General features: G+C 49.3%; 26 protein-coding genes and 1 rRNA gene. 24 read left to right on the forward strand and 3 right to left on the reverse strand.

Annotated features, from left to right (window positions below; translation table 11 throughout):
* Positions 1-4: 4 nt before the first annotated feature.
* Positions 5-883, reverse strand: a complete 879-nt coding sequence (locus A1sIIB76_RS02920) for a COX15/CtaA family protein (protein ID WP_223298793.1) — start codon at positions 881-883, stop codon at positions 5-7.
* Positions 884-929: 46 nt separating this feature from the next.
* On the opposite strand from A1sIIB76_RS02920, the gene A1sIIB76_RS02925 reads away from it, so the two are divergent.
* The 9 genes from A1sIIB76_RS02925 to A1sIIB76_RS02965 are packed head-to-tail and all read left to right on the forward strand — an operon-like array spanning position 930 to position 9,116.
* Positions 930-1,640 carry a helix-turn-helix transcriptional regulator gene (locus A1sIIB76_RS02925; protein WP_095696987.1) on the forward strand — a complete coding sequence of 237 codons (711 nt, stop codon included), beginning with the start codon at positions 930-932 and terminating at the stop codon, positions 1,638-1,640.
* Positions 1,637-3,046 carry a Fe-S cluster assembly protein SufB gene (gene sufB / locus A1sIIB76_RS02930; protein WP_095696988.1) on the forward strand — a complete coding sequence of 470 codons (1,410 nt, stop codon included), beginning with the start codon at positions 1,637-1,639 and terminating at the stop codon, positions 3,044-3,046. Before A1sIIB76_RS02925 ends, sufB begins: the two co-directional genes overlap by 4 nt.
* Positions 3,046-4,137, forward strand: a complete 1,092-nt coding sequence (sufD, locus tag A1sIIB76_RS02935) for a Fe-S cluster assembly protein SufD (RefSeq protein WP_095696989.1) — start codon at positions 3,046-3,048, stop codon at positions 4,135-4,137. Before sufB ends, sufD begins: the two co-directional genes overlap by 1 nt.
* 1 nt (position 4,138) lies before the next feature.
* Positions 4,139-4,435, forward strand: coding sequence for a non-heme iron oxygenase ferredoxin subunit (locus A1sIIB76_RS02940; protein ID WP_095674748.1), 297 nt, complete (start codon positions 4,139-4,141; stop codon positions 4,433-4,435).
* 11 nt (positions 4,436-4,446) lie between these two features.
* Complete coding sequence (gene sufC / locus A1sIIB76_RS02945; RefSeq protein WP_095696990.1) at positions 4,447-5,199, forward strand: Fe-S cluster assembly ATPase SufC; 753 nt, start codon at positions 4,447-4,449, stop codon at positions 5,197-5,199.
* Position 5,200: 1 nt separating this feature from the next.
* Positions 5,201-6,445, forward strand: a complete 1,245-nt coding sequence (locus A1sIIB76_RS02950; protein ID WP_095696991.1) for a cysteine desulfurase — start codon at positions 5,201-5,203, stop codon at positions 6,443-6,445.
* Between the two features lie 2 nt (positions 6,446-6,447).
* Entirely contained in the window at positions 6,448-6,891 is a 444-nt protein-coding gene (sufU, locus tag A1sIIB76_RS02955; RefSeq protein ID WP_095684658.1) for a Fe-S cluster assembly sulfur transfer protein SufU, read from the forward strand.
* 20 nt (positions 6,892-6,911) lie between these two features.
* Entirely contained in the window at positions 6,912-7,223 is a 312-nt protein-coding gene (locus tag A1sIIB76_RS02960; RefSeq protein ID WP_095674752.1) for a metal-sulfur cluster assembly factor, read from the forward strand.
* Positions 7,224-7,229: 6 nt separating this feature from the next.
* Positions 7,230-9,116 (forward strand): ABC transporter ATP-binding protein, encoded by a 1,887-nt coding sequence (locus A1sIIB76_RS02965; protein WP_095696992.1) that lies wholly within the window; start codon positions 7,230-7,232, stop codon positions 9,114-9,116.
* Here the strand turns inward: A1sIIB76_RS02965 and A1sIIB76_RS02970 are convergent.
* Both A1sIIB76_RS02970 and A1sIIB76_RS02975 read right to left on the reverse strand, forming a co-directional pair.
* Complete coding sequence (locus tag A1sIIB76_RS02970) at positions 9,063-9,779, reverse strand: SURF1 family protein (protein WP_095696993.1); 717 nt, start codon at positions 9,777-9,779, stop codon at positions 9,063-9,065. The genes A1sIIB76_RS02965 and A1sIIB76_RS02970 overlap by 54 nt on opposite strands.
* Complete coding sequence (locus A1sIIB76_RS02975) at positions 9,772-10,044, reverse strand: DUF3099 domain-containing protein (RefSeq protein ID WP_095693593.1); 273 nt, start codon at positions 10,042-10,044, stop codon at positions 9,772-9,774. Before A1sIIB76_RS02975 ends, A1sIIB76_RS02970 begins: the two co-directional genes overlap by 8 nt.
* Before the next feature lie 27 nt (positions 10,045-10,071).
* On the opposite strand from A1sIIB76_RS02975, the gene fabG reads away from it, so the two are divergent.
* From fabG to A1sIIB76_RS03050, 15 genes are all read left to right on the forward strand, one after another.
* Positions 10,072-10,785, forward strand: a complete 714-nt coding sequence (fabG, locus tag A1sIIB76_RS02980; RefSeq protein ID WP_095696994.1) for a 3-oxoacyl-ACP reductase FabG — start codon at positions 10,072-10,074, stop codon at positions 10,783-10,785.
* Entirely contained in the window at positions 10,760-11,551 is a 792-nt protein-coding gene (gene fabI, locus A1sIIB76_RS02985) for an enoyl-ACP reductase FabI (RefSeq protein ID WP_095696995.1), read from the forward strand. The genes fabG and fabI overlap by 26 nt, the downstream gene beginning before the upstream one ends.
* 180 nt (positions 11,552-11,731) lie before the next feature.
* Complete coding sequence (gene infC / locus A1sIIB76_RS02990) at positions 11,732-12,361, forward strand: translation initiation factor IF-3 (RefSeq protein WP_223298193.1); 630 nt, start codon at positions 11,732-11,734, stop codon at positions 12,359-12,361.
* A gap of 33 nt (positions 12,362-12,394) precedes the next feature.
* Positions 12,395-12,592 carry a 50S ribosomal protein L35 gene (rpmI, locus tag A1sIIB76_RS02995; protein WP_095674758.1) on the forward strand — a complete coding sequence of 66 codons (198 nt, stop codon included), beginning with the start codon at positions 12,395-12,397 and terminating at the stop codon, positions 12,590-12,592.
* A gap of 14 nt (positions 12,593-12,606) precedes the next feature.
* The gene (gene rplT, locus A1sIIB76_RS03000) at positions 12,607-12,966 is read left to right on the forward strand and encodes a 50S ribosomal protein L20 (protein ID WP_095674759.1); all 360 of its coding nucleotides are present in this window, start codon (positions 12,607-12,609) and stop codon (positions 12,964-12,966) included.
* 28 nt (positions 12,967-12,994) lie between these two features.
* Positions 12,995-13,780 (forward strand): TrmH family RNA methyltransferase, encoded by a 786-nt coding sequence (locus A1sIIB76_RS03005; protein ID WP_095684664.1) that lies wholly within the window; start codon positions 12,995-12,997, stop codon positions 13,778-13,780.
* 10 nt (positions 13,781-13,790) lie between these two features.
* Entirely contained in the window at positions 13,791-14,798 is a 1,008-nt protein-coding gene (gene pheS, locus A1sIIB76_RS03010) for a phenylalanine--tRNA ligase subunit alpha (RefSeq protein ID WP_095684665.1), read from the forward strand.
* Positions 14,799-17,255, forward strand: a complete 2,457-nt coding sequence (pheT, locus tag A1sIIB76_RS03015) for a phenylalanine--tRNA ligase subunit beta (RefSeq protein ID WP_095684666.1) — start codon at positions 14,799-14,801, stop codon at positions 17,253-17,255.
* Positions 17,256-17,293: 38 nt separating this feature from the next.
* Complete coding sequence (gene argC, locus A1sIIB76_RS03020; RefSeq protein WP_095684667.1) at positions 17,294-18,313, forward strand: N-acetyl-gamma-glutamyl-phosphate reductase; 1,020 nt, start codon at positions 17,294-17,296, stop codon at positions 18,311-18,313.
* Positions 18,310-19,095: an acetylglutamate kinase gene (gene argB / locus A1sIIB76_RS03025; protein WP_095684668.1), complete on the forward strand. Its 786-nt coding sequence runs from the start codon at positions 18,310-18,312 to the stop codon at positions 19,093-19,095. The genes argC and argB overlap by 4 nt, the downstream gene beginning before the upstream one ends.
* A complete protein-coding gene (locus A1sIIB76_RS03030) occupies positions 19,092-20,249 on the forward strand; it encodes an acetylornithine transaminase (RefSeq protein WP_095684669.1) in 1,158 nt (385 codons plus the stop codon). The genes argB and A1sIIB76_RS03030 overlap by 4 nt, the downstream gene beginning before the upstream one ends.
* Positions 20,242-20,718: an arginine repressor gene (gene argR / locus A1sIIB76_RS03035; RefSeq protein ID WP_095684670.1), complete on the forward strand. Its 477-nt coding sequence runs from the start codon at positions 20,242-20,244 to the stop codon at positions 20,716-20,718. The genes A1sIIB76_RS03030 and argR overlap by 8 nt, the downstream gene beginning before the upstream one ends.
* Positions 20,718-22,145 carry an argininosuccinate lyase gene (gene argH, locus A1sIIB76_RS03040; RefSeq protein WP_095684671.1) on the forward strand — a complete coding sequence of 476 codons (1,428 nt, stop codon included), beginning with the start codon at positions 20,718-20,720 and terminating at the stop codon, positions 22,143-22,145. The genes argR and argH overlap by 1 nt, the downstream gene beginning before the upstream one ends.
* A 5-nt stretch (positions 22,146-22,150) precedes the next feature.
* The gene (gene tyrS / locus A1sIIB76_RS03045) at positions 22,151-23,422 is read left to right on the forward strand and encodes a tyrosine--tRNA ligase (protein ID WP_095684672.1); all 1,272 of its coding nucleotides are present in this window, start codon (positions 22,151-22,153) and stop codon (positions 23,420-23,422) included.
* Between the two features lie 481 nt (positions 23,423-23,903).
* A 16S ribosomal RNA gene (locus tag A1sIIB76_RS03050) occupies positions 23,904-25,416 on the forward strand.
* Positions 25,417-25,599 lie beyond the last annotated feature (183 nt).

Consider the following 25,599-nt stretch of genomic DNA (forward strand, 5'->3'; position numbering starts at 1 on the left):
CTCCTTATGCGTGTTTACGTACAACTGAAAGCCGGATTCGCCATGCCGTAATCCAGACGAGAACGGAACCAAGTAAGTGCAGCATCACTAAGCCTTCTGGCACTCCTAGAAAGTATTGAATATACCCAAGGAGGCCTTGAAGAAGTGTCAGAATAAAAAATATCTTAATCCAACGTTTGGTCTCAAAACGTAGATTAGGTGAGAGGAAGAAGAGAACGGTAACAACAATTAAGAGCCAGACCGCGGCACTATGAAAACGAGTGATGGTAGTGATACCGAAATCTAGACGAGGGGCATCGACATCACCGGCATGCGGTCCAGATCCCGTGACTAGTGTGCCAATAGCAATTGCGACAAATGCCAGAGTTAGGTGCAGTAAAGAAAAGCGTGAAATTCTCACCTGAGATGCAGATGTTCGCACTTGCGGATGATGTCTCCGCGAATGCAGTGATGTAGCTGCGGCAATCAGTGCTATTGAAAGAATAAAGTGCGATGCCACAGCTAGTGGGTTCAGATCAGTTAGTACTGTAATTCCACCCAGGACTCCTTGGCCTAAAATTCCCAAAATTTGAGTGGCAGCCAAAAATCTTAGGTCGCGACGTCTGCTGCGAAACACGGCAATAAAGGTTGCAAGAGCAGCAAAGAGCAGTGCGAATGTGAGTAAGCGATTTCCGAATTCAATCCATGCATGAAAGGCGCCTTCAGCTTGTCCTTCAACTGGTAGATAAGAGCCGGGCACGCACTCTGGCCAGGTGGGACATCCCAAACCCGAGCCGGTCACGCGCACCGCTCCTCCGGTCACGACTAAGGCTGATTGAAGAAAGAGCAGGAGGCCGGTGAGGGTTGGCAGTAGGCGATTTGCAATCGTCCCGGATTTACTCACGCTGCGTAGCCTATGACCTACACATCAGTAGGACGCGCCGGCTCGAGTGGCAAGGGCGAGGGAATTACGACACAATAGTGTTGTGAAAATCGATGACCTCAGTACACGTGATGCTGTAGCGCGCTCGGTTCTAGAAAATGGTCCCTCCACTGCGGTAATTCTTGGCGCCAGACTCAGACTTACGCCTCCAGGCATTCGCCGCCATCTTGAAATTCTCGTAGCCGATGGAATTCTGGAAGCGCGCGATCCGCATGTGGCTCTTACGCGAGGACGCGGTCGGCCTTCAAAAGTTTTCGTGATGACCGATGCTGGTCGGGAACAGTTTGAGCATTCCTACGATGACTTAGCTGTTGCCGCGTTGAAATTCATGTCATCGCAATCCGGAGAACATCAGGTCTATGCCTTTGCCCAATCTCGCGCAGATGACATTGAACGCAAAGCAACTGTGGCCCTGGCTAAGTCGCCGAATAAAACAGAAGCGCTGGCAACTTTCTTAACCGAGCAAGGTTATGCGGCAAGCATTGAAACCCATGCCAATGGTGAACAACTCTGTCAGCACCACTGCCCAATCGCACACGTGGCCGCTGAATTCCCCCAACTATGCGAGACCGAGACCGAAATCTTCTCCAAGATTCTAGGAACACACGTGCAACGACTGGCAACGATTGCCCATGGCGATGGCGTGTGTACTACTTATATTCCAAAGACTGTCAGTAATAAGAAAGTTACAACTACCGCTGGAAAGGCACACAAATGACAACAGCACATCCAGAACTCGAAGGCCTCGGAAATTACGAGTACGGCTGGTCAGATAGCAACGATGCCGGATCTAATGCAAAGCGTGGTCTGAGTGAAGAGGTAGTTCGCGATATTAGCTCTAAGAAATCAGAGCCACAGTGGATGCTTGACCTGCGCCTGAAAGGCCTGGATCTCTTCTATAAGAAGCCAATGCCATCATGGGGTTCAGATCTCTCAGGTATTTTCTTTGACACCATTAAGTACTTCGTGCGCTCTACTGAGAAGCAGGCAGCTACCTGGGATGACCTTCCAGATGACATTAAGAACACATACGATCGCCTTGGTATCCCAGAGGCAGAAAAGCAACGCCTAGTTTCTGGTGTTGCAGCCCAGTATGAATCTGAAGTTGTCTATCACTCAATCCGGGAAGACCTTGAGAAGCAAGGCGTGATCTTCCTTGATACCGATAGCGGCCTAAAGCAGCACCCAGAACTCTTCAAAGAGTATTTCGGAACCGTTATTCCGGTTGGGGATAATAAGTTCGCAGCTCTCAACACCTCTGTCTGGTCTGGTGGTTCATTTATTTATGTTCCTAAGGGTGTCCATGTGGATATTCCATTGCAGGCATATTTCCGCATCAACACTGAGAACATGGGTCAATTCGAGCGCACTCTTATTATCGCTGATGAAGATTCATACATTCACTATGTTGAAGGTTGCACCGCTCCCATCTATAAGTCAGATTCACTTCACTCAGCAGTAGTTGAAATCATCGTTAAGAAGGGTGCCCGCGTTCGTTACACAACGATTCAGAACTGGTCGAATAACGTTTATAACTTGGTAACAAAGCGCGCCACATGTGCCGAAGGTGCAACGATGGAATGGGTTGATGGAAATATTGGCTCAAAGGTCACCATGAAGTATCCAGCTGTAATGTTGATGGGTCCTCACGCAAAGGGTGAGACTCTCTCACTTGCATTTGCCGGTCCTGGTCAACACCAAGATTCGGGTGCAAAGATGGTTCATGCTGCGCCATATACATCTTCTTCGGTAATCTCTAAATCAGTTGCCCGCGGGGGAGGTCGTACCTCTTATCGCGGACTCGTTCAGGTTCAAGAAGGCGCTCATCACTCAGCAAGCACAGTTAAATGTGATGCGCTGCTGGTAGATACCATTTCGCGTTCTGACACATACCCGTATGTAGATATTCGCGAAGATGATGTCTCAATGGGTCACGAAGCAACTGTCTCAAAGATTTCAGATGATCAGCTGTTCTATCTCATGTCACGTGGACTTAATGAGGATGAAGCGATGGCAATGATTGTTCGTGGATTTATCGAACCAATCGCCCGCGAACTTCCAATGGAGTACGCACTTGAACTTAACCGCCTGATCGAATTGCAGATGGAAGGTGCTGTCGGATAATGACAACACTGCAATCAAATATTCTGGAAAAGCACACCCCTTCCGGTCGGGAAGAAGCGTGGCGCTTTACCCCCCTGAAACGATTAGGTGGAATGCACGATGGAACAGCTACACCTGTTCTGCGTAATTCACTCATCGCAAAAGGCGACCTACCTTCAGGAGTCTCTTTAACCCGCACAACAATCACGGCAGTGACCGAGACTGATGATGCGATTGTTAATCGAATTCGTGAATTCACAGATCAGGGAACGATTCTTGAGATTTCATCCAACGCTGAAGTTGCGAGCCCAATCTTTCTAGGCCGCACAGCAGGTGCTCTAGATACCGCAGAGTTTGCTCGAGTACTGATCAAAGTTGGTACCCACGCCAAAGCTACCGTCATCATTGAAAATACCGGCGATACTCATCTGGCAGAAGACTTAGAGATCCAGGTAGGCCCAGGGGCCCATCTGACTTTGATCAGCTTGCAAGAGTGGGGCGCACAGACAATTCATGCGGGTCGACATCACGCAATCGTGGATCGCGATGCAACATTTAAATCAATCGTTGTCACCGTTGGTGGCAACCTTGTTCGTCTGCTTCCTACCGTTGATTTCATCGCACCAGGTGCATCATGTGATCTCTCAGGAGTGTATTTTGCAACTGCAGGTCAATTCTTTGAGCATCGCATGTTTGTAGATCACAAGGTACCGAACGCGAAATCTCGCGTTAATTACAAGGGAGCACTCGCAGGCGATAAGGCACATACTGTGTGGATCGGGGATGTCTTTATCCGCGCCGCAGCTGAAGGTACAGATACCTACGAACTTAATCGCAATCTCTTGTTATCAGATGGAGCACGCGCTGACTCTGTTCCTAATCTTGAAATTGAAACCGGAGAAATTGTTGGCGCCGGACACGCATCTACAACTGGACGTTTTGATGATGAGCAGCTCTTTTATCTCATGTCTCGCGGAATCAATATGGAGGATGCTCGTCGCCTTGTTGTTCGTGGATTTTTCAATGAAATCGTTTCGGAGATCGGAATCGATGAGATTCAAGATCGCATCATGACTCGCATCGATAACGAATTAGCAAAGGCAGGCAAGTGAAATGTCTGATCTCTCACTAGCCTCTCTGACAGAGGGAAAACCGCTACGTATTGAAAAAAATGGCGAGTCGATTTGCGTTACGCGAGTGGGCTCTGAAGTTTTTGCGATATCTGATACTTGCAGCCATTCAGAAGCCTCGCTTTCTGAAGGCGATATTGAAGGATTCAAAATTGAATGCTGGCTCCATGGCGCAGAGTTTGATGTTCGTACGGGTGAAGCCCTTACGCCACCAGCTGTGGCACCAGTGAAGTCATACCCAGTAACCATCGACGGAGACTCCGTCACGGTAGAGATGTAACGGAGATAGATATGAGTACTCTAGAAATTCGCGGACTGAAAGTATCTGTTGAGACCGAACAAGGCGCAATTGAAATTCTTAAAGGTGTGGACCTAACAATTAAGTCAGGTGAAACTCACGCAATCATGGGCCCTAACGGTTCAGGTAAGTCAACACTTGCTTACTCCATTGCCGGACACCCTAAATACACGATCACTGGCGGAACTGTGACACTCGATGGCGCAGATGTGCTCGAGATGACTGTTGATGAGCGTGCGAAAGCTGGACTCTTCTTAGCGATGCAATATCCGGTAGAGGTTCCTGGAGTTTCAGTCTCCAACTTCCTACGTACTGCAGCAACTGCTCTACGTGGTGAAGCACCAAAGCTTCGTGAATGGGTCGGAGAAGTTAAAGCGGCGATGGAGAGCCTAAAGATGGATTCTTCATTTGCACAACGCAACGTTAACGAAGGTTTCTCAGGTGGCGAGAAGAAGCGCCATGAAATCATGCAGCTTGAGCTACTCAAGCCAAAGTTCGCAATTCTTGATGAGACAGATTCTGGGCTCGATGTTGATGCGCTTCGTATCGTTTCAGAGGGTGTTGTTCGTGCCAAAGAAGCCAACAACCACGGCATCTTGCTCATTACGCACTACACACGCATTTTGAAGTACATCAAGCCAGATTTCGTACATGTGTTTGCAAATGGTCGCATCGTTGAAGAAGGTGGCCCAGAGCTAGCAGATAAACTCGAAGCGAATGGATATGCCGAGTACGTAAGCGCTTAATATGTCCTTCAATGCATCTGTCATCGCACAGGATTTTCCAATTCTTTCTCGGAAGATTCGCGATGGCAAACGCCTTGTCTACCTCGATTCAGGTGCGACTAGTCAGAAACCAAATGTGGTTATTGAAGCTCAAAGTGATTTCTATCGACTTCATAATGCAGCGGCTCATCGGGGTGCGCATCAGCTCGCCGAAGAAGCAACGGACGCGCTTGAAGGTGCGCGTCAGATCGTGGCTAGCTTTATCAACGCTGATGTTGATGAGGTAGTTTTCACAAAGAGTGCTACAGAAGCGCTGAACCTAGTTTCTTATGCGATGGGTAACGCGCAAAAGGGCAATAGATTTCACCTCTCATCCGGCGATGGAATTGTCGTCACTGAGATGGAGCACCACGCCAACCTCATCCCATGGCAACAATTAGCTGCGCGTACTGGCGCCTCACTGTCGTGGTTTGAAGTAACCCCTGATGGACGCCTTGATCTCTCCAATCTTGCATCGGTCATTACGGAAAAGACGAAAGTCGTTGCACTGACTCAGCAATCAAATGTTTTAGGCACAATCATTCCGCTGGAAGAGATTGTTAAGCGAGCACATGAAGTTGGTGCAGTTGTTGTGATCGATGCTTGCCAATCTGTTCCGCATATGGCCGTGGATGTGAAAGCACTCGGTATCGATTTTCTAGCTTTTTCTGGACATAAAACGGTCGGCCCTACCGGCATTGGAATCTTCTGGGGACGAAGTGAGCTGCTTGCAGAACTACCACCGTTTCTGACCGGTGGCTCCATGATTGAAAACGTCACGATGACCTCTGCAACCTGGGCACCGGCGCCACGTAAATTTGAGGCGGGCGTTCCCAATATGGCGCAAGCTGTTGGACTAGGAGCAGCGCTTACCTATCTGACAAAGATTGGCATGAATCAAGTTCACGAACACGAACGTGCTCTGACTGAATATCTTCTTAATGAGTTTTCAACGATCGATGATTTAAAGGTAATTGGTCCACAAGATCTACATATGCGCGGCGGAATTGTCTCGTTCTCAGTGGGGGAGATTCACCCGCATGATTTAGGACAATATCTTGATAGCCAGGGGATAGCAGTACGAACTGGTCATCATTGCGCATGGCCACTCACTCGTAAATTGGGTGTTCCAGCTACTACTCGAGCTTCGTTCTATCTATATAACACCAAAGATGATCTCGACGCCTTAGTCGCAGGCATTCGCGGCGCACAGAAATACTTCGGATAACCATGCAATTAGATAATCTCTACCAGGAAGTGATCCTTGATCACTATAAGAATCCACAGCATAAGAAGTTAAATCCAACCTTTGATGCTCAAGTTCACCACATTAATCCGAGTTGTGGCGATGAAATCACGCTCAATGTCACTCTCGATGCGGGCCTGGTGAAAGAAGTTTCCTGGGATGGAGTTGGCTGTTCTATTTCACAAGCAAGCACATCGATTCTCACCGATTTACTCATTGGCAAGAGCCTTGATCGGGCGCAAGAAATCTCTGATGCATTTATGCACCTGATGCAGAGCAAAGGGACTGAAACCGGCGATGCCGAACTCCTGGAGGATGCGGTAGCTCTGGCTGGAGTTTCGCAATACCCAGCTCGCATTAAATGTGCGCTCTTAGGCTGGATGGCATTTAAAGACGCTTCCGTGCAAGCAATAGCAAAGAATTCATAAAAAGAAAGTAGGATACGGATATGGTTGCAAAGATTGAAGACGTAAACGAGGCGATGAAAGATGTTGTCGACCCAGAACTAGGAATCAACGTTGTTGATCTTGGACTGATTTACGACATCATGGTGGATGAGAACAACATCGCCGTACTCAACATGACACTCACATCGGCTGCTTGCCCGCTGCAAGATGTCATTGAAGATCAAACCCGCGAGGCGCTTAAGCCTTTTACCGATGATGTGAAAATCAACTGGGTGTGGATGCCGCCATGGGGCCCAGATAAAATCACCGATGATGGCAGAGAACAGCTGCGCGCACTCGGCTTTACTGTTTAGTTTTTTATGTCTCAACACGCAGTCTGGATGACCTTCCGGTCCATGACCGCTGATCCATCGGTGAAATCTCAGAAGTTAAAGCCTGGAACGGTTAAGCGGATCTTCACCTATGGAGCTCCCTATAAATCACAGATTCTTATCTTTCTTGCAACCGTTGTGATTGAAGCGCTCCTAATAATTAGCACGCCACTCTTACTGCGCGAATTGATTGATAAAGGAGTGATTCCGAAAGATCCCGCCTTGGTGACCAAGCTCGCTCTTCTGGTGGGACTACTAGCAGTTGTGGATGCGCTATTTAATATCTTTGGCCGTTGGTTTTCTGCTCGTATCGGTGAAGGTTTGATATATGACTTACGTTCGCAAGTTTTTGCTCACGTTCAAAGACAGTCGATTGCGTTCTTTACTCGAACACAGACCGGCGCGCTCATCTCGCGAATTAACTCAGATGTCATGGGGGCCCAGCAGGCATTCACGGGCACCCTTTCAGGCGTTGTAAGCAACGTCGTTTCACTGGTACTTGTTGTTACGGCGATGCTCATTCTTTCCTGGCAGATCACAGTTGTCTCATTGCTACTTCTGCCAGTCTTTCTTCTTCCCACTAAGTGGGTTGGTAAGCGCATTCAGGCGCTCACTCGCGATGCCTTTAATCTCAATGCAACGATGTCGAGCACCATGACTGAACGATTCAATGTTTCCGGTGCGCTCTTGGTCTCCCTTTATGGAAAGCCGGCGAAGGAAGAAGGTTTCTTCCGGGCTCGTGCACGTAAAGTGGCCGATATTGGAATTCAAACAGCAATGCTCAATCGCATCTTCTTTGTCGGCATCACCAGCGTTGCAGCTGTTGCTACCGCCTTCGCATATGGAATTGGTGGCCATCTAGCTATTGATGGCTCAATTACGGTGGGAACACTTCTAGCTATCACCGCTTTATTAGCGCGGCTCTATGGTCCACTGACTGCACTCTCTAATGTGCGCATCGATGTCATGACCGCGCTTGTCTCCTTTGAACGTGTTTTTGAGGTGCTAGATCTTCATCCGATGATTGTTGATCGCCCCGGAGCTCAGCAACTGAAGCAACAGGAACTGAGCATTGAATTTAGAAACGTTTCATTTTCCTATCCAAAAGCAGAAGAAGTCTCTCTGGCTTCACTTGAATCCGTCTCTAAACCGGAGACGGTTGATAGTGGACAGATATTGAATTCAATTTCATTTACTGCGCCAAAGGGAACACTGACGGCGATCGTGGGACCATCAGGTGCTGGAAAAACCACGATGAGTGCGCTCTTGCCCAGACTTTATGATGTGACAGAGGGTGCAATTCTTATCGGTGGCAGCGATATCCGCGACTACACAGTGCAATCACTCAGAGATAGCATCGGTGTTGTCATGCAGGATGCACATCTCTTTCACGAAACAATCGCTGAGAATTTACGGTATGCCAAGGAAGACGCTACCGAGGAAGAGATGATTCAGGCGTGTAAGTCGGCCCAAATATGGAATCTAATATCTACACTTCCCAATGGCTTTGAGACCATGGTGGGAGAGCGCGGTCATCGACTTTCCGGTGGCGAGAAGCAGCGTTTAGCTATTGCGCGGCTATTACTTAAAGCGCCATCAATCGTCATTCTTGATGAAGCAACGGCGCACTTGGACTCTGAAAACGAGGATCTTGTGCAAGAAGCACTACGTCATGCGTTGAAAGGTAGAACTTCGATCGTCATCGCACACAGATTAAGCACAGTGATGCAGGCAGATCAGATTCTGGTTCTGGAAAAGGGTCAGATTGTTGAGCGCGGAACGCACGAGGAGTTAATTCAAGGAGCGGGTCTCTACTCCGAACTATTTGCGCGTCAAGACCTCACGACGAATGAGAAACCTTCCGTAACCGATTAATCCACCAAAGAAGACCCATTGCAACGCATAAGCCATATGGGGTCCATCGGAGAGTTCAGGAAGTTCTGCAGGTGCAGCCGGTGACAAGGCCGGATCTGAGCCAGATACTAAGTCAAGATAGAAATCTTCACTTGTAGCTCCACCTTGAGCATTTGCCTTCGAAACCAATCCAGTATCTGAATTAGTCGGTATTGCAAAAAATGATCCCCGAGGTAACGAACTATCTAATCGCAGGCGTCCAACTATTTCGACATCACCTGATGGAAGTTTCGGCAATGTAGGTCTGGTTTGTGCGTTCTTTCCTGCCTGAACCCATCCACAATCAACCCAGTAACTTCTTCCACCCGTGTCATTAAATTTAGTGAGAAGTTCAAAACCATATTTGCCCTCGAAGTATCTATTTCTGAGAAGTATTTGGGTGTCAGGATCAAAGCGCCCGCGCGTTGTTACAGGCTGCCATTCGTGGTTCGCTGGTTGATCTTGTACTGAGGCTAGTGAGACCGGGGTCATTGTTGAATGTTTTTCGATAATGAAATTGCTCTCGTGCCGGGCAACACCGCGATGGTATTGCCATTGCGCCGCCCAGAGACAACCTGCAATGAGAACGAGCGCAATGACTGACTTAAAAAACGAAAATTGCTCACGCTTTTTTGTACTACTCAATTCCTCGCGGCCTCTTCTTGAGTATCGCTGATCCAGGAATTACTGTCTCACGACCAGCATTTGCAACAACTACTGCAATATAGGGCAGGATGACAGCGCCAACGAGAGCGAACCATCGATACGGACTTGGTAGTAGGACAGTCAAAATAAAGCAGGCTGTTCGCACCATCATGGATAGAAAATATCGACGTTGCCGCGCACTCTGGTCTTTGGAAAGGCCAGTTGACGCGCTAGTAATATCAAAAGCAGCATCTTCTTTAGCCATAGCCCAACAGTAGGGTAGTTTTCTCTCATGAGCGAGCCGACTTCCATCGCATTAGTTACCGGTGGCAATCGCGGAATTGGCTTAGCTATCGCAACAGCGCTGCAAGAAGCGGGTCATCGCGTTGTCATCACTTACCGCAGCGGCACCCCACCTACAGGCTTTGATGCAGTCCAGATGGATGTCACTAACTCAGAAAGTGTTGATTTAGCTTTCACAAAGATTGAAAGTGAGATAGGACAGCCAGAGATTATTGTAGCGAATGCTGGAATTACTAAAGACACTCTGGTCTTGCGTATGACTGACGAAGATTTCGAAAGTGTTATTGACGCTAACCTCACCGGCGCTTTTCGCGTTGCAAAGCGCGCTACCAAAGGTCTCCTGAAATTAAAGCGTGGTCGCCTGATTTTTATCGGTTCAGTTGTGGGTGGGGTTGGAGCTGCCGGACAAGTGAACTATTCCGCTTCTAAGTCTGGGCTAGTTGGAATGGCTAGATCATTTTCACGAGAACTTGGTTCGCGCGGCATCACTGCCAACGTTGTTGCCCCGGGATTTGTAGAGACAGATATGACGGCAGAACTCGATGAGAAGCGCCGGAGTGAAATTGCGGCACAGGTTCCGCTGGGTCGATTCTGTTCAGCACAAGAGATTGCCGACGTGGTGACATTTATTGCATCTGCGAAAGCTAGCTATATTACTGGTGCCATCATTCCGGTAGATGGCGGACTTGGAATGGGGCACTGAAGTGGGAATTTTAGAGGGCAAGAATATTTTGGTAACCGGTGTTCTCACTGATGGCTCTATCGCTTTTCATATCGCACGCCTGGCACAAGAAGAAGGTGCGCAAGTTGTTCTTACAGGCTTTGGTCGCGGCCTTAGTCTGACAACTCGTATCGCAGGACGCCTACCAAAGCCGGCTCCGATTATTGAACTAGACGTTACCAATCAGGAACATCTTGATGGTTTAGCAACAGAGGTAAAGAAGCACCTTCCACACCTTGATGGAGTTGTGCATTCGATTGGCTTTGCACCTGAAGCAGCACTGGGTGGCAACTTTCTCAATACTGCTTGGGAAGATGTGGCAACGGCGGTGCAGGTCTCTGCCTACTCTTTAAAATCACTGACAATGGCATGCCATCCGCTATTTAAAGATGGGGCATCTGTTGTCGGACTTGATTTTGATGCCCAAGTTGCCTGGCCAAAGTATGACTGGATGGGAGTTGCAAAGGCTGCCCTTGAATCCACATCTCGCTATCTCGCTCGCGATCTTGGAAAAGATAATGTCCGCATCAACCTCATTGCAGCGGGTCCGATTAGAACCATCGCCGCAAAGTCGATTCCCGGATTTAATGAATTTGAAAATGTCTGGAATGAGCGCAGTCCATTGAAGTGGGATGTTGCAGATCCAGTGCCGGCAGCGCAAGGCGCAGTTGCGCTACTCAGTGATTGGTTTCCAAAAACGACGGGCGAGATTATTCACGTCGATGGTGGCCTGCACGCGATGGGCTAAAGCCCTTTTCAAGCGAGGATTTTTCTATTTGCCCGCACTCGGGTAGCCTTTGCCTCAGACCAGTAGCCCACGGCTGCTGCAAGAGGAGCTCACCGCTCCCACCTCTACTGCTTCGGCGGATTGGTTTGTCGGGTTTAAATCTAGGATTCTAGATTTATCTGCCTATGCGGTGCGCGAATTTTGCGGCAACTTGGATACACAAGTGAACCGAACATAGGAGCAGAAATCACAACAGAGCCCCGCATTAATGACCGTATCCGCACACCCCAAATTCGCCTCATCAATTACACAGGTGAGCAAGTTGGAGTTGTAGATATCGAAGCAGCGCTAGCTATGGCAGATGAAATCGGACTCGATCTCGTAGAGATTGCACCGGAAGCTAATCCGCCAGTTTGTAAGATCATGGACTTTGGAAAGTACAAGTACGAGATCGCACAAAAAGCTCGCGAAGCACGTCAGAACCAGACCCACATTGTGGTGAAGGAAGTGCGATTGACGCCAAAGATTGAGAATCACGACTACGAGACTAAACGCTCGTCAGTTGAAAAGTTTCTCAAAGGTGGCGACAAGGTGAAGATAACGATGAAGTTTCGTGGCCGTGAACAAACACGTCCAGAGCTCGGATTCAAACTCTTGCAACGTCTTGCAGAAGATGTGAAAGATATTGCTTTCGTTGAATTCGCCCCTAAGCAAGAGGGTCGACAGATGACGATGGTGTTGGGTCCGACGAAGAAGAAGACAGAAGTAGTAGCAGAGCAGAAGGCAGCGAAAGCTGCGAAGGAAAAAGCAGCCGAAGAAGCTGCTAAATAGTTTTACTCACGACGACGTAACAGGAGATAAGAAATGCCAAAGATGAAAACCCATAGTGGTGCGAAGAAGACCTTCCGCGTCACAGGTACCGGAAAGATCATGCACGAGCGTGCAGGCAAGCGCCACCTTTTGGAGCACAAGTCATCACGCGTTACTCGTCGTTTGAGCCAAGAGTCATCAGCTAAGTCAACCGTCACAATGACAGCCAAGCGCATGCTTGGTTTGAAGTAAGGGAGCGCCACTAAATGAGAGTCAAGCGCGGAGTACACGCAGCAAAGAAGCGTCGCACAACCCTTGAGCGTGCCAGCGGATATCGCGGACAACGTTCACGTCTTTTCACAAAGGCGAAGGAGCAAGTTACGCACTCAATGGTTTATGCCTTCAACGATCGTAAAGATAAGAAGGGTGATTTCCGTCAGCTCTGGATTCAGCGCATCAATGCTGCATCTCGCGAAAATGGAATGACATACAACCGCTTTATCCAGGGTCTTAAGGCTTCCGGACTTGAAGTAGATCGTCGCGTTCTATCAGATATCGCAACGAATGATCCAGCAGCATTTAAGGTTCTTGTCGACGTTGCTCGCAAGAACCTTCCAGCAGCCTAAGTTATCTAGAAACTAGGTTGTAGAGCCAATGATTGAGAGCCTTCACTCGCCGCATATCGCGCGAGTGAAGGCTCTTATTGGTTCTAAAGGGGCGAAAGAACGCCGCGAACAAGGACTCTTTGTGGCAGAGGGCGTGCAATGCACACGCGAGGCACTTACTTCTGCTGGGGGTCCAGAAATAAAAATTATTTACGCAACAGAGCAAGGACTCTCAAAGATTGCAGAACTTGACCTAGGTGCTGTAGATATAGTCGAAGTTTCCGAGCCTGTTCTTAAGGCGATGTCAGATACCGTCTCACCACAAGGACTCATCTCACTTTGTTATACCCCTGAGAACAGTATTTCCGAACTCGCACTTACAGGTAGCTCTACTGTTATCTACCTCCATGAGATCCAAGATCCTGGAAATGCGGGAACGATTCTTCGCACCGCAGATGCAATGGGAATCACTGCTGTAGTTACCTCTCCTGATTCTGTCGATATGTATTCGCCAAAGGTGGTTCGTTCAACCGCAGGTTCACTGTGGAATATCCCGGTCTATGAGGGCGTGACTTTTCAAGCGCTAGCATCCATCTTCCCTGACACCCAGAAGATTCTCCTTTCATCTCATGCATCGACATCAATTCTCGATCTGAAGATTGCGGGGGATTGCATTGCAGTCTTTGGCAACGAAGCAAGGGGAGTAGATGCAGCAGCCCTTGGCGCGGCTGTGACGGAAGTGACTATTCCAATGGCTGGCAATGCCGAAAGCCTTAATTTATCGGCAGCGGCATCAATCGTTATGTTCACCCTTTCAGCAAAGGTCGCAGGATAGAATCACGCCCATGAATCCGGCAGATGTAGCATCGTGGATAAGCGATGCGCAGAGCGCCTTTACCGCCGCCACGGATTTAGAACAACTTAAATCAGCTCGCCTGGCACACGCTGGTGATAAGTCACCGATAGCACTTGCTAGCAGAGCGCTCGGCACGCTCTCAGCCGATCAGAAAGCTTCCGTTGGAAAAATTATTGGGGAAGCAAAGGCAGAGATAGCAAAAGCTCTAGCGCAGCAGACGGCAAAACTTGAGCAAGAGCGCGACTCCAAAGTTTTACTTGAAGAGGTCGTCGATATCACCTTGCCAGTTCGTCGTGCGCACCGCGGGGGGCTACATCCCATCTCAATCATTAAGAATGAGATTTCAGATTTCTTTATCGAGCAAGGTTTCTCAGTTGAAGAAGGGCCAGAACTTGAATCGGGTTGGCTTAACTTTGATGCCCTGAATATTCCGGCTGATCATCCTGCGCGCACAATGCAAGACACTTTCTTTATTGAGCCAATCGAGTCAGGGCTAGTTCTTCGCACGCACACATCACCAGTGCAGATTCGTACGATGTTGGCTCAAGAACCGCCTATCTATGTCATTTGTCCTGGTCGCACATTTCGTGCTGATGAACTAGATGCTACTCACAGCCCAGTTTTCCACCAGGTTGAAGGCCTCGTAGTTGATAAGGGAATCACGATGGCCCACCTGAAAGGAACCCTTGATAACTTCGCGCGACACATGTTTGGTCCCGATGTCACGACACGTTTGCGACCGTCATTCTTTCCATTCACCGAGCCAAGTGCGGAAGTAGATATCTACTTTAACAATCGATGGATCGAATGGGGCGGATGCGGAATGGTCAACCCTAAAGTTCTGGCAACGTGTGGCATTGATACAGATGTCTACACTGGATTCGCATTTGGAATGGGTCTAGAGCGCACGCTGATGGTTCGCCATGGAATTACCGACATGCACGACATTGTGGAAGGCGACTTGAGATTCACTCGCCAGTTTGGAGTCGGACTCTAAATGCGCGCACCTTTATCGTGGATCAAGGAATTTGTTGAGATGCCTGCCTCCATTACCGCAGAACAAATCTCTGATGCCCTGATCCGCGTTGGTTTTGAAGTAGAAGAGATTATTCATCAGGGCGCAGACCTGACAGGCCCCTTGGTATTTGCCAAGGTACTAAGCATTGAAGAGATTACCGAGTTTAAGAAAGCCATTCGATATGTGGGTCTTGATTGTGGCGAGAAGCAGACCCGTTATGTCATTTGTGGGGCAACAAATTTTGCGGTTGGAGATTTGGTAGTCGCAGCTCTGCCGGGTGCAGTACTGCCAGGCGACTTCAAAATCGGTGCCCGTGAGACATACGGCAAAGTGTCCAACGGAATGATCTGTTCGGCCCGCGAACTTGGGATTGGAGATGACCACTCCGGAATCATGACATTTACAGAGGGATCAGTTGCGATCGGAGCCGATGCAATTGAAGCACTATTAATCAATGATGTCATATTCGATGTTGCCGTCAATCCGGATCGTGGCTACGCCTTGAGTATTCGCGGCATTGCACGTGAGGTTGCGGGCGCGCTAGGTCTTTCATATACCGACCCAGTTGATGCACTTCGCACACTTAAATTTACTGACACAGGCAAGGGTGTGAGTGCAAAGATTGCCGACCCAGCAACTGCTTCCGTGTTTTACTTACGAACCCTTTCACACTTTGATGCCAAGGCCACAACTCCAATCTGGATGCGCAGAAGGATTGAAAAGATGGGCATGCGCTCTATCTCCTTGGTTGTAGATGTCACTAACTATGTGATGCTTGAATTGGGTCAGCCACTTCACGCCTTCGATAAATCAAAGATAAAGGGTGGCCTCACCATTAAGCGGGCGGGCAAGGCGCAACCATTTACCACTCTCGATGGTCAGGTGCGCCAGTTAGATCCTGATGACCTGATGGTCTGCGATGACGAGCAACCACTTGCACTAGCTGGAACAATGGGTGGAGCGTTCTCAGAAATTTCAGAGACAACGACCGAGATAGCACTAGAAGCGGTTCGATTTGATCCAACCTGCGTTGCTAAGAATTCACGGCGCCACAAGCTTTCTTCGGAAGCATCACGTCGTTTAGAACGAAGTGTGGATCCCTCCCTTGCTCAATATGCATCAGCTCGATTTGTTCAGTTATTGACTGAAAATAGTCCAGCTCAACATGTAGCAACTGTGATTGCTGGTGAACCTCGATTTAGCCCCATGGTCAAAGTGGATCCGGCATATATCTCACGCATTATGGGTGTGGATGTGGCCCCTTCTGAAATAGTAAAGATTTTGCGCACCATTGGATGTGAAGTCAACGAAAAGACTTTCGAAGTAAATCCTCCATCTTGGCGTGCAGATTTACTCGGCCAAGCAGATTTCACGGAAGAAGTTGCTCGCATGGTTGGCTTTGACAAGATTCCGTCGATTCTTCCGCCACGACCAAAGCACGCATCACTCACTCATTCCCAGAAGCGTCGTCGCGCAGTTTCGATGATGCTAGCTAGTCGGGGCTTGGCTGAAGTTCAAACTTTTCCCTTCACCAACCAAGAAACAATTGAGGCGTTGGGCTTCCTGGGTGAGCGCGCATCCACATATCGCATTGCAAACCCGATGTCGGAAGAGTTCCCGTTACTGCGAGTACACATGGTCCCAGGATTGTTGGAAGTAGCGCAGCGCAATATCAGCAGAGGTGCAAAAGACTTTGCAATCTTTGAGATGGGATCTATTTTCCGAGGGGTCCAAAAACTTGTTCCGATGATTTCACCAGTGCTAGGTCAAAAACCGAGTTCTGAAGAGATTGCATCTATTTACGCCAGTTTGCCACCACAGGCTTTCCACGTTGCGGGGCTACTGGTTGGAAAAGTGGAGAACGAGGACTGGCAGGGTAAGCCGCGTTCTTACACCTGGCAGGATGCAATCGCATTTGCGCAGGAAGTCCTGCAGCTGTGCAATCATTCTTGGACAATAAAGCGTTCAGATATCGCGCCATGGCATCCTGGCCGTTGCGCTGAATTACTCATTGACGGCAAACCTGTTGCCCATGCGGGCGAACTTCATCCAAGGATCGTAGAGATGTATGGTCTTCCGGAACGTTCCTCAGCTTTTGCAGTTGCACTCAATGCGTTGCCAGATTCACCTTTGGTCCGTCCCTCTACCGTGGGCACTATGCCGGCGGCGCTCCAAGATGTGGCGCTGATTATCGATGCATCGGTCTCAGCGCTAGAGGTCGAGCAGGCGCTGCGGGCAGGTGCGGGCGAGCTCCTAGAATCAATCTCCCTCTTTGACCGCTACGACAAAATAGGTGACGGCAAAATTTCCTTGGCCTTCTCCTTAGTTTTCCGAGCTTCGGACCGCACCCTCACGGGGGCAGAAGTCAGCGCGCTGCGAGATTCAGCGGTGAAATCAGCGGAGAAAGCTACTGGCGCAGTTCTGCGCACTGCATAAATATGCATATCCGTGCATAAATATGCTATAGTGAGATTATGAAAACTGGGATTATCGGCGGCAGTGGATATGCGGGAGGAGAACTCCTGCGGCTGCTAGCTGGGCACCCACATTTTCAGGTAGCCGCTGTTGCGGCTCATTCCAATGCGGGGGAGTCGATTACTTCGATTCATCCACAACTAAGAAGTTATGACAATCAGAAGTTCATCGCCTTCTCAGCCGAAGCATTTACCGATTGCCAGCTGCTCTTTCTTGCACTGCCACATGGAGAATCTTCCAAGATAATTTCGCAACTTCCTAAGGGAGCAAAGATTGTTGATTTAGGTGCGGATTACAGATTAAGCGATGCCCAGCAGTGGGAGAAGTATTACGGTGGCACACACGCCGGGACGTGGAGCTATGGGCTAGCTGATATCGCGCAGTACAAGAGCGCAATTGCACAGGCGCAATATGTTGCAAACCCGGGATGTTATGCGACAGCTATCGCACTGGGAGCTGCACCGGCTTCTAGTATCGCTGATCTCTCTGATTGCGTGGTCGTGGCAGCATCAGGAACAACTGGCGCGGGCAGAAATGCAAAAGTAAACCTACTCGCCAGTGAGGTTTCAGGATCTCTGAGTTCCTATAAATTCGGTGGAACACATCAACACACCCCTGAAATCGAAGAGACATTGAGCAAGATTAGTGGGCAAGATGTGAAGATTTCTTTCACTCCAGTCTTGGCTCCGATGCCGAGAGGAATCCTGGCTACGGTTACCGCCAAGCTGACCAAGAAGATTACCTCTGAAGAGGCACATCAGCTTTATAGCGATTATTTTGCAGATTCAGCATTTGTTTCGGTACTTGAATTTGGAGTCATGCCAAAGACATCAGCTGTTTTGGGATCTAATAATGTGCAGATGCAGGTTGCAGTTGACGCTCACACCTCAAGACTTGTTGTTTCAGTAGCGATAGATAATCTAGGCAAGGGCGCCGCGGGGCAAGCTATTCAAAACGCCAACATCATGTGTGGTTTTGCTGAGACTGCCGGACTCGATTTCGATGGGATTGGCGCGTGATTATCGTGAAGTTCGGTGGCCATGCGATGTCGGATTCACATGGTGAATTTGCGCAAGCTATTGCAGATGCCATCTCTCAGGGGGTCGAGATCGTGATTGTTCATGGTGGTGGGCCACAAATTGGTTCGGCACTTGAATCAGCTGGGATTACAACGGAATTTATCGGCGGATTTCGCGTCACCACCCCTGAGGTTTTCCAGATCGTTGAGAGAGTGTTAGCAAAAGAGATTGGTCCTGCCGTTGCACAGTCCCTATGCAACCACGGAATCAAAGCGGTTGCTATCTCTGGTCGGGATTCTAAAACGCTGATTGCAGAGAAGTTGACCACTTTAGTAGATGGAACAAGAGCTGATCTAGGTCTTGTCGGAAATGTTATTGAAGTGAACCCGCAAGAGATTCAAAGGCTAGTGACACAAGGAAGCGTGCCAATAATTTCACCGGTAGCAACGGATGCACTTGGCACACATGGATTTAACGTCAATGCTGATATCGCAGCGGCGGCAATCGCAGGTGCGTTAGAAGCCCAATGGCTGATCATCATGACTGATGTCGAGGGAATCTATCGGAATTGGCCGGATAAGGATTCATTAATCTCAGAGATTTCTGTGGAAGAGCTGCAAGGGATTAAATCTACATTTGCAGATGGGATGGCCCCCAAGGTGCAATCTTGCTTAGATGCCATTGGCGCAGGTGCACATGCGGTGCGGATTATTGATGGCAGAAACCCCCAGGCCCTGAAGAGCGCCCTCCTGGGCGTTGGCGGAACGTTGGTCTTCGCATGAAGCGTTGGATAAATTCACTTCAAGATAATTACGGAACTCCTTCCATCGAGTTAGTCTCTGGAAAAGGTTCATATGTCAAAGATGCCCAAGGCAAGCTGTACCTAGATTTCTTGGCTGGCATCGCCACTAATGTTTTGGGTCATGGCCATCCTGCAATTGTGAAAGCTGTGACAAAACAGGTTTCTACATTGGGTCATGTGAGTAACTTCTACGCCCACCCAAATGTGTTGCAATTGGCTGAGAAACTACAGAAGCTCACCGGTGATAAGTCAGCACGAGTCTTCTTCTGCAATTCTGGTGCGGAAGCAAATGAGGCGGCCCTGAAGTTAAGTCGTCGCACGGGCAGAACCGGCATTGTTGCAACGAAGGAATCTTTCCACGGTAGAACGATGGGTGCGTTATCACTCACCGGTCAGCCATCAAAACGAAATCCATTTAAGCCGTTACTTCGCGGGATCTCCCACGTCACCTTCGGTGATTCACGTGCGATGAAGCGAAAGATCAATAAGAGAACTGCCATGGTAATTATCGAACCCATCATGGGCGAAGCCGGGGTCATTGTCCCGCCTGCTAATTACTTACAAGATGTTCGTAGATATTGCGATGAGAACGGTGCTCTCCTCGTCTTCGACTGCGTGCAGACAGGGATGGGTCGCACCGGTGACTGGTTTGGCTATGAGTATTCAGGTGTTAAGCCCGATGTGATTACCTTGGCTAAAGGCTTAGGAGGAGGACTCCCACTTGGAGCGATGATCGCACTTGGCCCCGCCTCTCATCTTTTTAAAGCCGGCGATCACGGTTCAACTTTTGGGGGAAATCCGATTGCAACGGCGGCAGCCCTTGCCGTAATTGGCGCAATTGAGAAAGAGAAGATTCTCATCCATGTTAATGAAGTGAGTTCCTATCTTTTTGCCGAACTCGCTCTTGTTCCTGGAGTTACTGAAGTCCGAGGAGCAGGGCTACTGATTGGACTTACCCTGGATCAAGGATGTGCGAAGGAGCTTGTGAAGAAGAGCCAAGAGCTGGGGCTACTGATTAATGCACCGAGTGAATCAATTATTCGTATTGCGCCAGCTCTGAATATTTCATTACGTGATGCAAAGAAGTTTGTAACGATATTCACTGCAGCCCTAGCGCAGGTGCGTCATGGCTAGTGTGAGCGCACGGAGAGCAAAGGCGATTTCGCTGATTAAGGGCGGGCTCATTCATTCCCAATCTGATCTGGTGAAAGAGCTTAAGAAGGCTGGCTTTGCAGTTACCCAAGCCACCGCGAGCCGTGACCTGGAAGAGATTGGCGCTGTGCGGGGCAGATCGGCCACGGGCGATTCGGTCTACACGATCTCGGCTTCAGGTGAGGCTTCACTTTCGCGTTCTATGCCGCTGCCTTCTGAATTAATTCTCTCTGTTGAATCCAGTGGAAATTTGGCTGTCATTCACACGCCACCCGGGGGAGCACAATTGCTTGCAAGTTCACTCGATCACTCTGGAATTTCTTCAATTATCGGAACTATCGCAGGTGACGACACGGTCTTAGTTGTCGCTAGAAAAGCAAGCGGTGGGGCGCAACTAGCGAAAGAATTACTCTCATACGGGCAAGTCAAGAAGGTTAGAGGGAGAAAATAATGGCGCTCTGGGGCGGAAGGTTTTCGCAGTCTCCGGCGGAGGCTGTATTTGCGCTCTCACAAAGTGTGCAATTTGATTGGCGTTTGGCTCCTTATGATCTTCGTTCATCACTTGCCCATCTTGCGGTACTAGAAAGCAGTGGGCTTCTTGATAAGAAGGTGGCTGCAGCAATTCGAAAGGCTTTAGAAGAGCTGGTTGCGGAAGTGGCTTCCGGAAAATTCACCTATCTTGCAACTGATGAAGATGTTCATAGCGCCTTAGAACGCGGTCTTACTGAAAAACTCGGTGAAATCGGAGGCGCACTTCGCGCCGGTAGATCACGTAATGATCAGGTGGCAACAGATCTGCGACTTTATGCCATGGATGCGATGATTTCGATTGCTTTATCAATAGCCGAACTGCAAGAAGCGCTGATAGCAAAAGCAACCGAATACTCGGATGCTCCGGCTCCCGGATTTACGCACCTACAACATGCACAGCCCGTGCTTTTTGGGCATGAGATTGCAAAGCACGTGCATGCATTTGCGCGAGATGCAGATCGTATTCAGGATTGGCTTACTCGCACATCTGTCAGCCCACTTGGCTCAGGTGCACTAGCTGGATCATCCTTGCCGTTAGCACCGGAGGTCACTGCGAAAGCACTTGGTTTTACATCCAGTGCCGCTAATTCAATTGATGCCGTATCTGATCGTGATTTTGTTGCCGAAGCGCTATTCATTCTCTCCATGGTGGGAGTTCATCTCTCACGAATCGGTGAAGAATGGTGCATCTGGTCGACCACTGAATTTGGTTGGGCACGAGTATCAGATGCTTACTCCACTGGTTCCTCCATCATGCCGCAGAAGAAAAACCCGGATATGGCAGAGCTTGCACGTGGCAAGTCAGGTCGTCTGATTGGAAATCTCACTGGCGTTCTTGCCATGCTCAAAGGTCTGCCCTTTGCATATAACCGCGATCTGCAAGAAGATAAAGAGCCACTCTTTGATTCCATTGATACCGTCTTGCTCGTTCTTCCAGCAGTGACCGGAATGGTGGCAACTACTGAATTCGATCGCGAGAAGATGGCACTTGCCGCACCTCTTGGTTTTTCACTTGCAACTGAAATTGCTGATTACTTGGTCAGGGCACACATTCCATTCGCGCAAGCACATGAAGCTGCTGGCAAATGTGTTGCGCTCTGCGAAGCATCTGGTCGCCAACTTCATCAGCTCACCGATGATGAGTTTGCAAAGATTCATCCAGCACTCAAAGGCGATGTTCGAGATGTGCTCACTGTGCAGGGCGCGCTTGCATCTCGTACGACACGTGGTGGCACCGCACCCTCTGCGCTAGCGCAACAATTGAGTGAGGCAAAAAGTTCTCTGGAAAAGACTCGCAGCGAATTCACTGCCGCAGCCAAAGCATTTTCGACCATGATGGGTGCGTGAGAACCGTGACCTACGATTTGCTAGATGACCTTAAGTGGCGTGGTCTCATTGCGCAGACAACAGATGAGGTCGAGCTGCGTAAGGCGCTAGCCAAGCCAATCACGCTCTATGTGGGCTTTGATCCGACGGCGCCGAGCATCCATGTGGGAAACCTAGTTGTTCTCTTTGTTCTACGCCGCTTTCAACTAGCTGGCCACAACCCGCTTCCGCTGGTTGGGGGAGCCACTGGCTTGGTGGGTGATCCCAGCGGTAAAAATGAAGAACGCACGCTGAATACAACTGAAGTTGTAGGGCAGTGGGTCGATCGTATAAAGGGGCAGCTTTCAAAGTTCATGGACTTTGAGTCCAGTAAGAATCCGGCGGTGATGGTCAATAACCTGGACTGGACTGCGCCCATGTCGGCCATTGAGTTCTTACGCGACATTGGGAAGCACTTTAGCGTTAATCAAATGTTGAATAAGGACGCGGTTTCATCTCGACTTGAAAAAGATGGCATTTCTTACACTGAGTTTTCATATCAAGTTCTCCAGTCGATGGATTACTTAGAACTTTACAAGCGCTATAACTGCACACTGCAAATAGGTGGCTCTGATCAATGGGGAAATATCACCGCTGGTCTAGATCTCATTCGACGTGTTGAAAGTGCAAGTGCCCATGCACTGACCGTGCCACTACTGACAAAAGCTGATGGAACTAAATTTGGCAAGACAGCCGGCGGAAGTGTGTGGCTCGATCCAGAGATGACCTCGCCATATTCCTTCTTCCAGTACTGGTTGAATTCAGATGATAAAGATGTCATCAACTTCCTTAAGGTATTTTCATTTAAATCACGCACCGAGATAGAAGCACTCGAATCAGCACATACCGCCAACCCTGGTGCACGCGAAGCTCATCGAGTACTTGCTAGAGAACTCACCTCACTTGTACATAGCCCAGAGATTGCAGAACGTGTTGAAGAAGCTGCGCGCGCACTCTTCGGCCAAGGTGATCTTGCATCACTGGATGAATCAACTTTGGCATCAGCTTTGGCTGAACTTCCACATACGCGAATTGAAAAGGGAGCTGAGATACCCACTTGGGTGGATTTGTTGGTTGCCACCGGTGTGGTTGATTCAAAATCTGCTGCTCGTCGGATCGTTAAAGAAGGTGGCGCATATCTCAATAATGAGAAGGTGGTTGGCGAAGATTTCCGTCTTCAAAAAACTGACTTTTTATGCGGAAAATATGCAGTTTTGCGTAAAGGCAAGCGAGACCTGGCGGCGGTAGAGCTCGGATAGCCGTTTGGGCGAAATCTCAAAAATGCCACTTTTTACGCATAAATACTGTAATTTTTTACTATTTTTAACTTAGCGATTATGTGTATTTTCGGCCAATTAGACGGATTTGACCCCTGGGGGAGCGCGCCCTATAGTTACGCTCCTTGCTGTGGAACGGACTCAAACGAGGTCGTACAGCATTTCCCCAAATCTAGGCCATTTTGCCCGTTTTGACGCGTGCGAAGCTATGGACTAGATTTGGCGGTCTGCCCTGAAAAGCCGGAGAAATCCAGCGATGCAGTGCGCATCCGTACCTTGAGAACTCAACAGCGTGCCATAAGTCAATGCCGGAGAATGGTGTTAATTCGCCATTCTCTAAATAAATACTTCAATGAAGTATGTACCAGATGCTATTTATAGCTTCTGGAATACTCGTTGAATTCCTTTGGTAAAGACAAAATAAACGACAGTTTGTTTGTCTCGTAAGCCATGAAAAAAACTTTCTATGGAGAGTTTGATCCTGGCTCAGGACGAACGCTGGCGGCGTGCTTAACACATGCAAGTCGAGCGATGAAACACCTTCGGGTGTGAATTAGCGGCGAACGGGTGAGGAACACGTGAAGAATCTGCCTTCAACTCTGGGATAACTCCGGGAAACCGGGGCTAATACCGGATATGAGCCTTGATCGCATGATCGGGGCTGGAAAGTTTTTCGGTTGAAGATGACTTCGCGGCCTATCAGCTTGTTGGTGAGGTAATGGCTCACCAAGGCGACGACGGGTAGCCGGCCTGAGAGGGCGACCGGCCACACTGGGACTGAGACACGGCCCAGACTCCTACGGGAGGCAGCAGTGGGGAATATTGGGCAATGGAGGAAACTCTGACCCAGCGACGCCGCGTGAGGGATGAAGGCCTTCGGGTTGTAAACCTCTTTCAGTAGGGAAGAAGCGAAAGTGACGGTACCTACAGAAGAAGCACCGGCTAACTATGTGCCAGCAGCCGCGGTAATACATAGGGTGCAAGCGTTGTCCGGAATTATTGGGCGTAAAGAGCTCGTAGGTGGTTCGATACGTCGGATGTGAAAATCAGGGGCTCAACCCCTGACCTGCATCCGATACGGTCGAGCTGGAGTTTGGTAGGGGAGACTGGAATTCCTGGTGTAGCGGTGGAATGCGCAGATATCAGGAGGAACACCGATGGCGAAGGCAGGTCTCTGGGCCAATACTGACACTGAGGAGCGAAAGCGTGGGGAGCGAACAGGATTAGATACCCTGGTAGTCCACGCCGTAAACGGTGGGCGCTAGTTGTGCGAACCTTCCACGGTTTGTGCGACGCAGCTAACGCATTAAGCGCCCCGCCTGGGGAGTACGATCGCAAGATTAAAACTCAAAGGAATTGACGGGGCCCCGCACAAGCAGCGGAGCATGCGGCTTAATTCGACGCAACGCGAAGAACCTTACCAAGGCTTGACATATACAGGAATACGGCAGAGATGTCGTAGCCGCAAGGTCTGTATACAGGTGGTGCATGGTTGTCGTCAGCTCGTGTCGTGAGATGTTGGGTTAAGTCCCGCAACGAGCGCAACCCTCGTTCTGTGTTGCCAGCATTTAGTTGGGGACTCACAGGAGACTGCCGGGGTTAACTCGGAGGAAGGTGGGGATGACGTCAAATCATCATGCCCCTTATGTCTTGGGCTGCACGCATGCTACAATGGCTGGTACAAACGGCTGCGATACCGCAAGGTGGAGCGAATCCGATAAAGCCAGTCTCAGTTCGGATTGGGGTCTGCAACTCGACCCCATGAAGTCGGAGTTGCTAGTAATCGTAGATCAGCAACGCTACGGTGAATACGTTCCCGGGGCTTGTACACACCGCCCGTCACATCACGAAAGTCGGTAACACCCAAAGTCAGTGGCCCAACCGTAAGGAGGGAGCTGCCAAAGGTGGGATCGGTGATTGGGATGAAGTCGTAACAAGGTAGCCGTACCGGAAGGTGCGGCTGGATCACCTCCTTTCTAAGGAGCATCGAGTAGCGAAGTTAATAGTTAACTTCATTCAACTACTCGGCTCATTGTGGAGCATTGACTTAGGTTTATTTAAGATTTCGCAATTAGTACAGCCCTTTGGGGAGTGGAAAATTAGCGTTTATCAAATTTCAACTAGGCACGTTGTTGGGTCCTGAGGGGACGGCTAGCGCC

The sequence above is a fragment of the Candidatus Planktophila versatilis genome (assembly GCF_002288265.1).
GTDB classification, from domain to species: domain Bacteria; phylum Actinomycetota; class Actinomycetes; order Nanopelagicales; family Nanopelagicaceae; genus Planktophila; species Planktophila versatilis.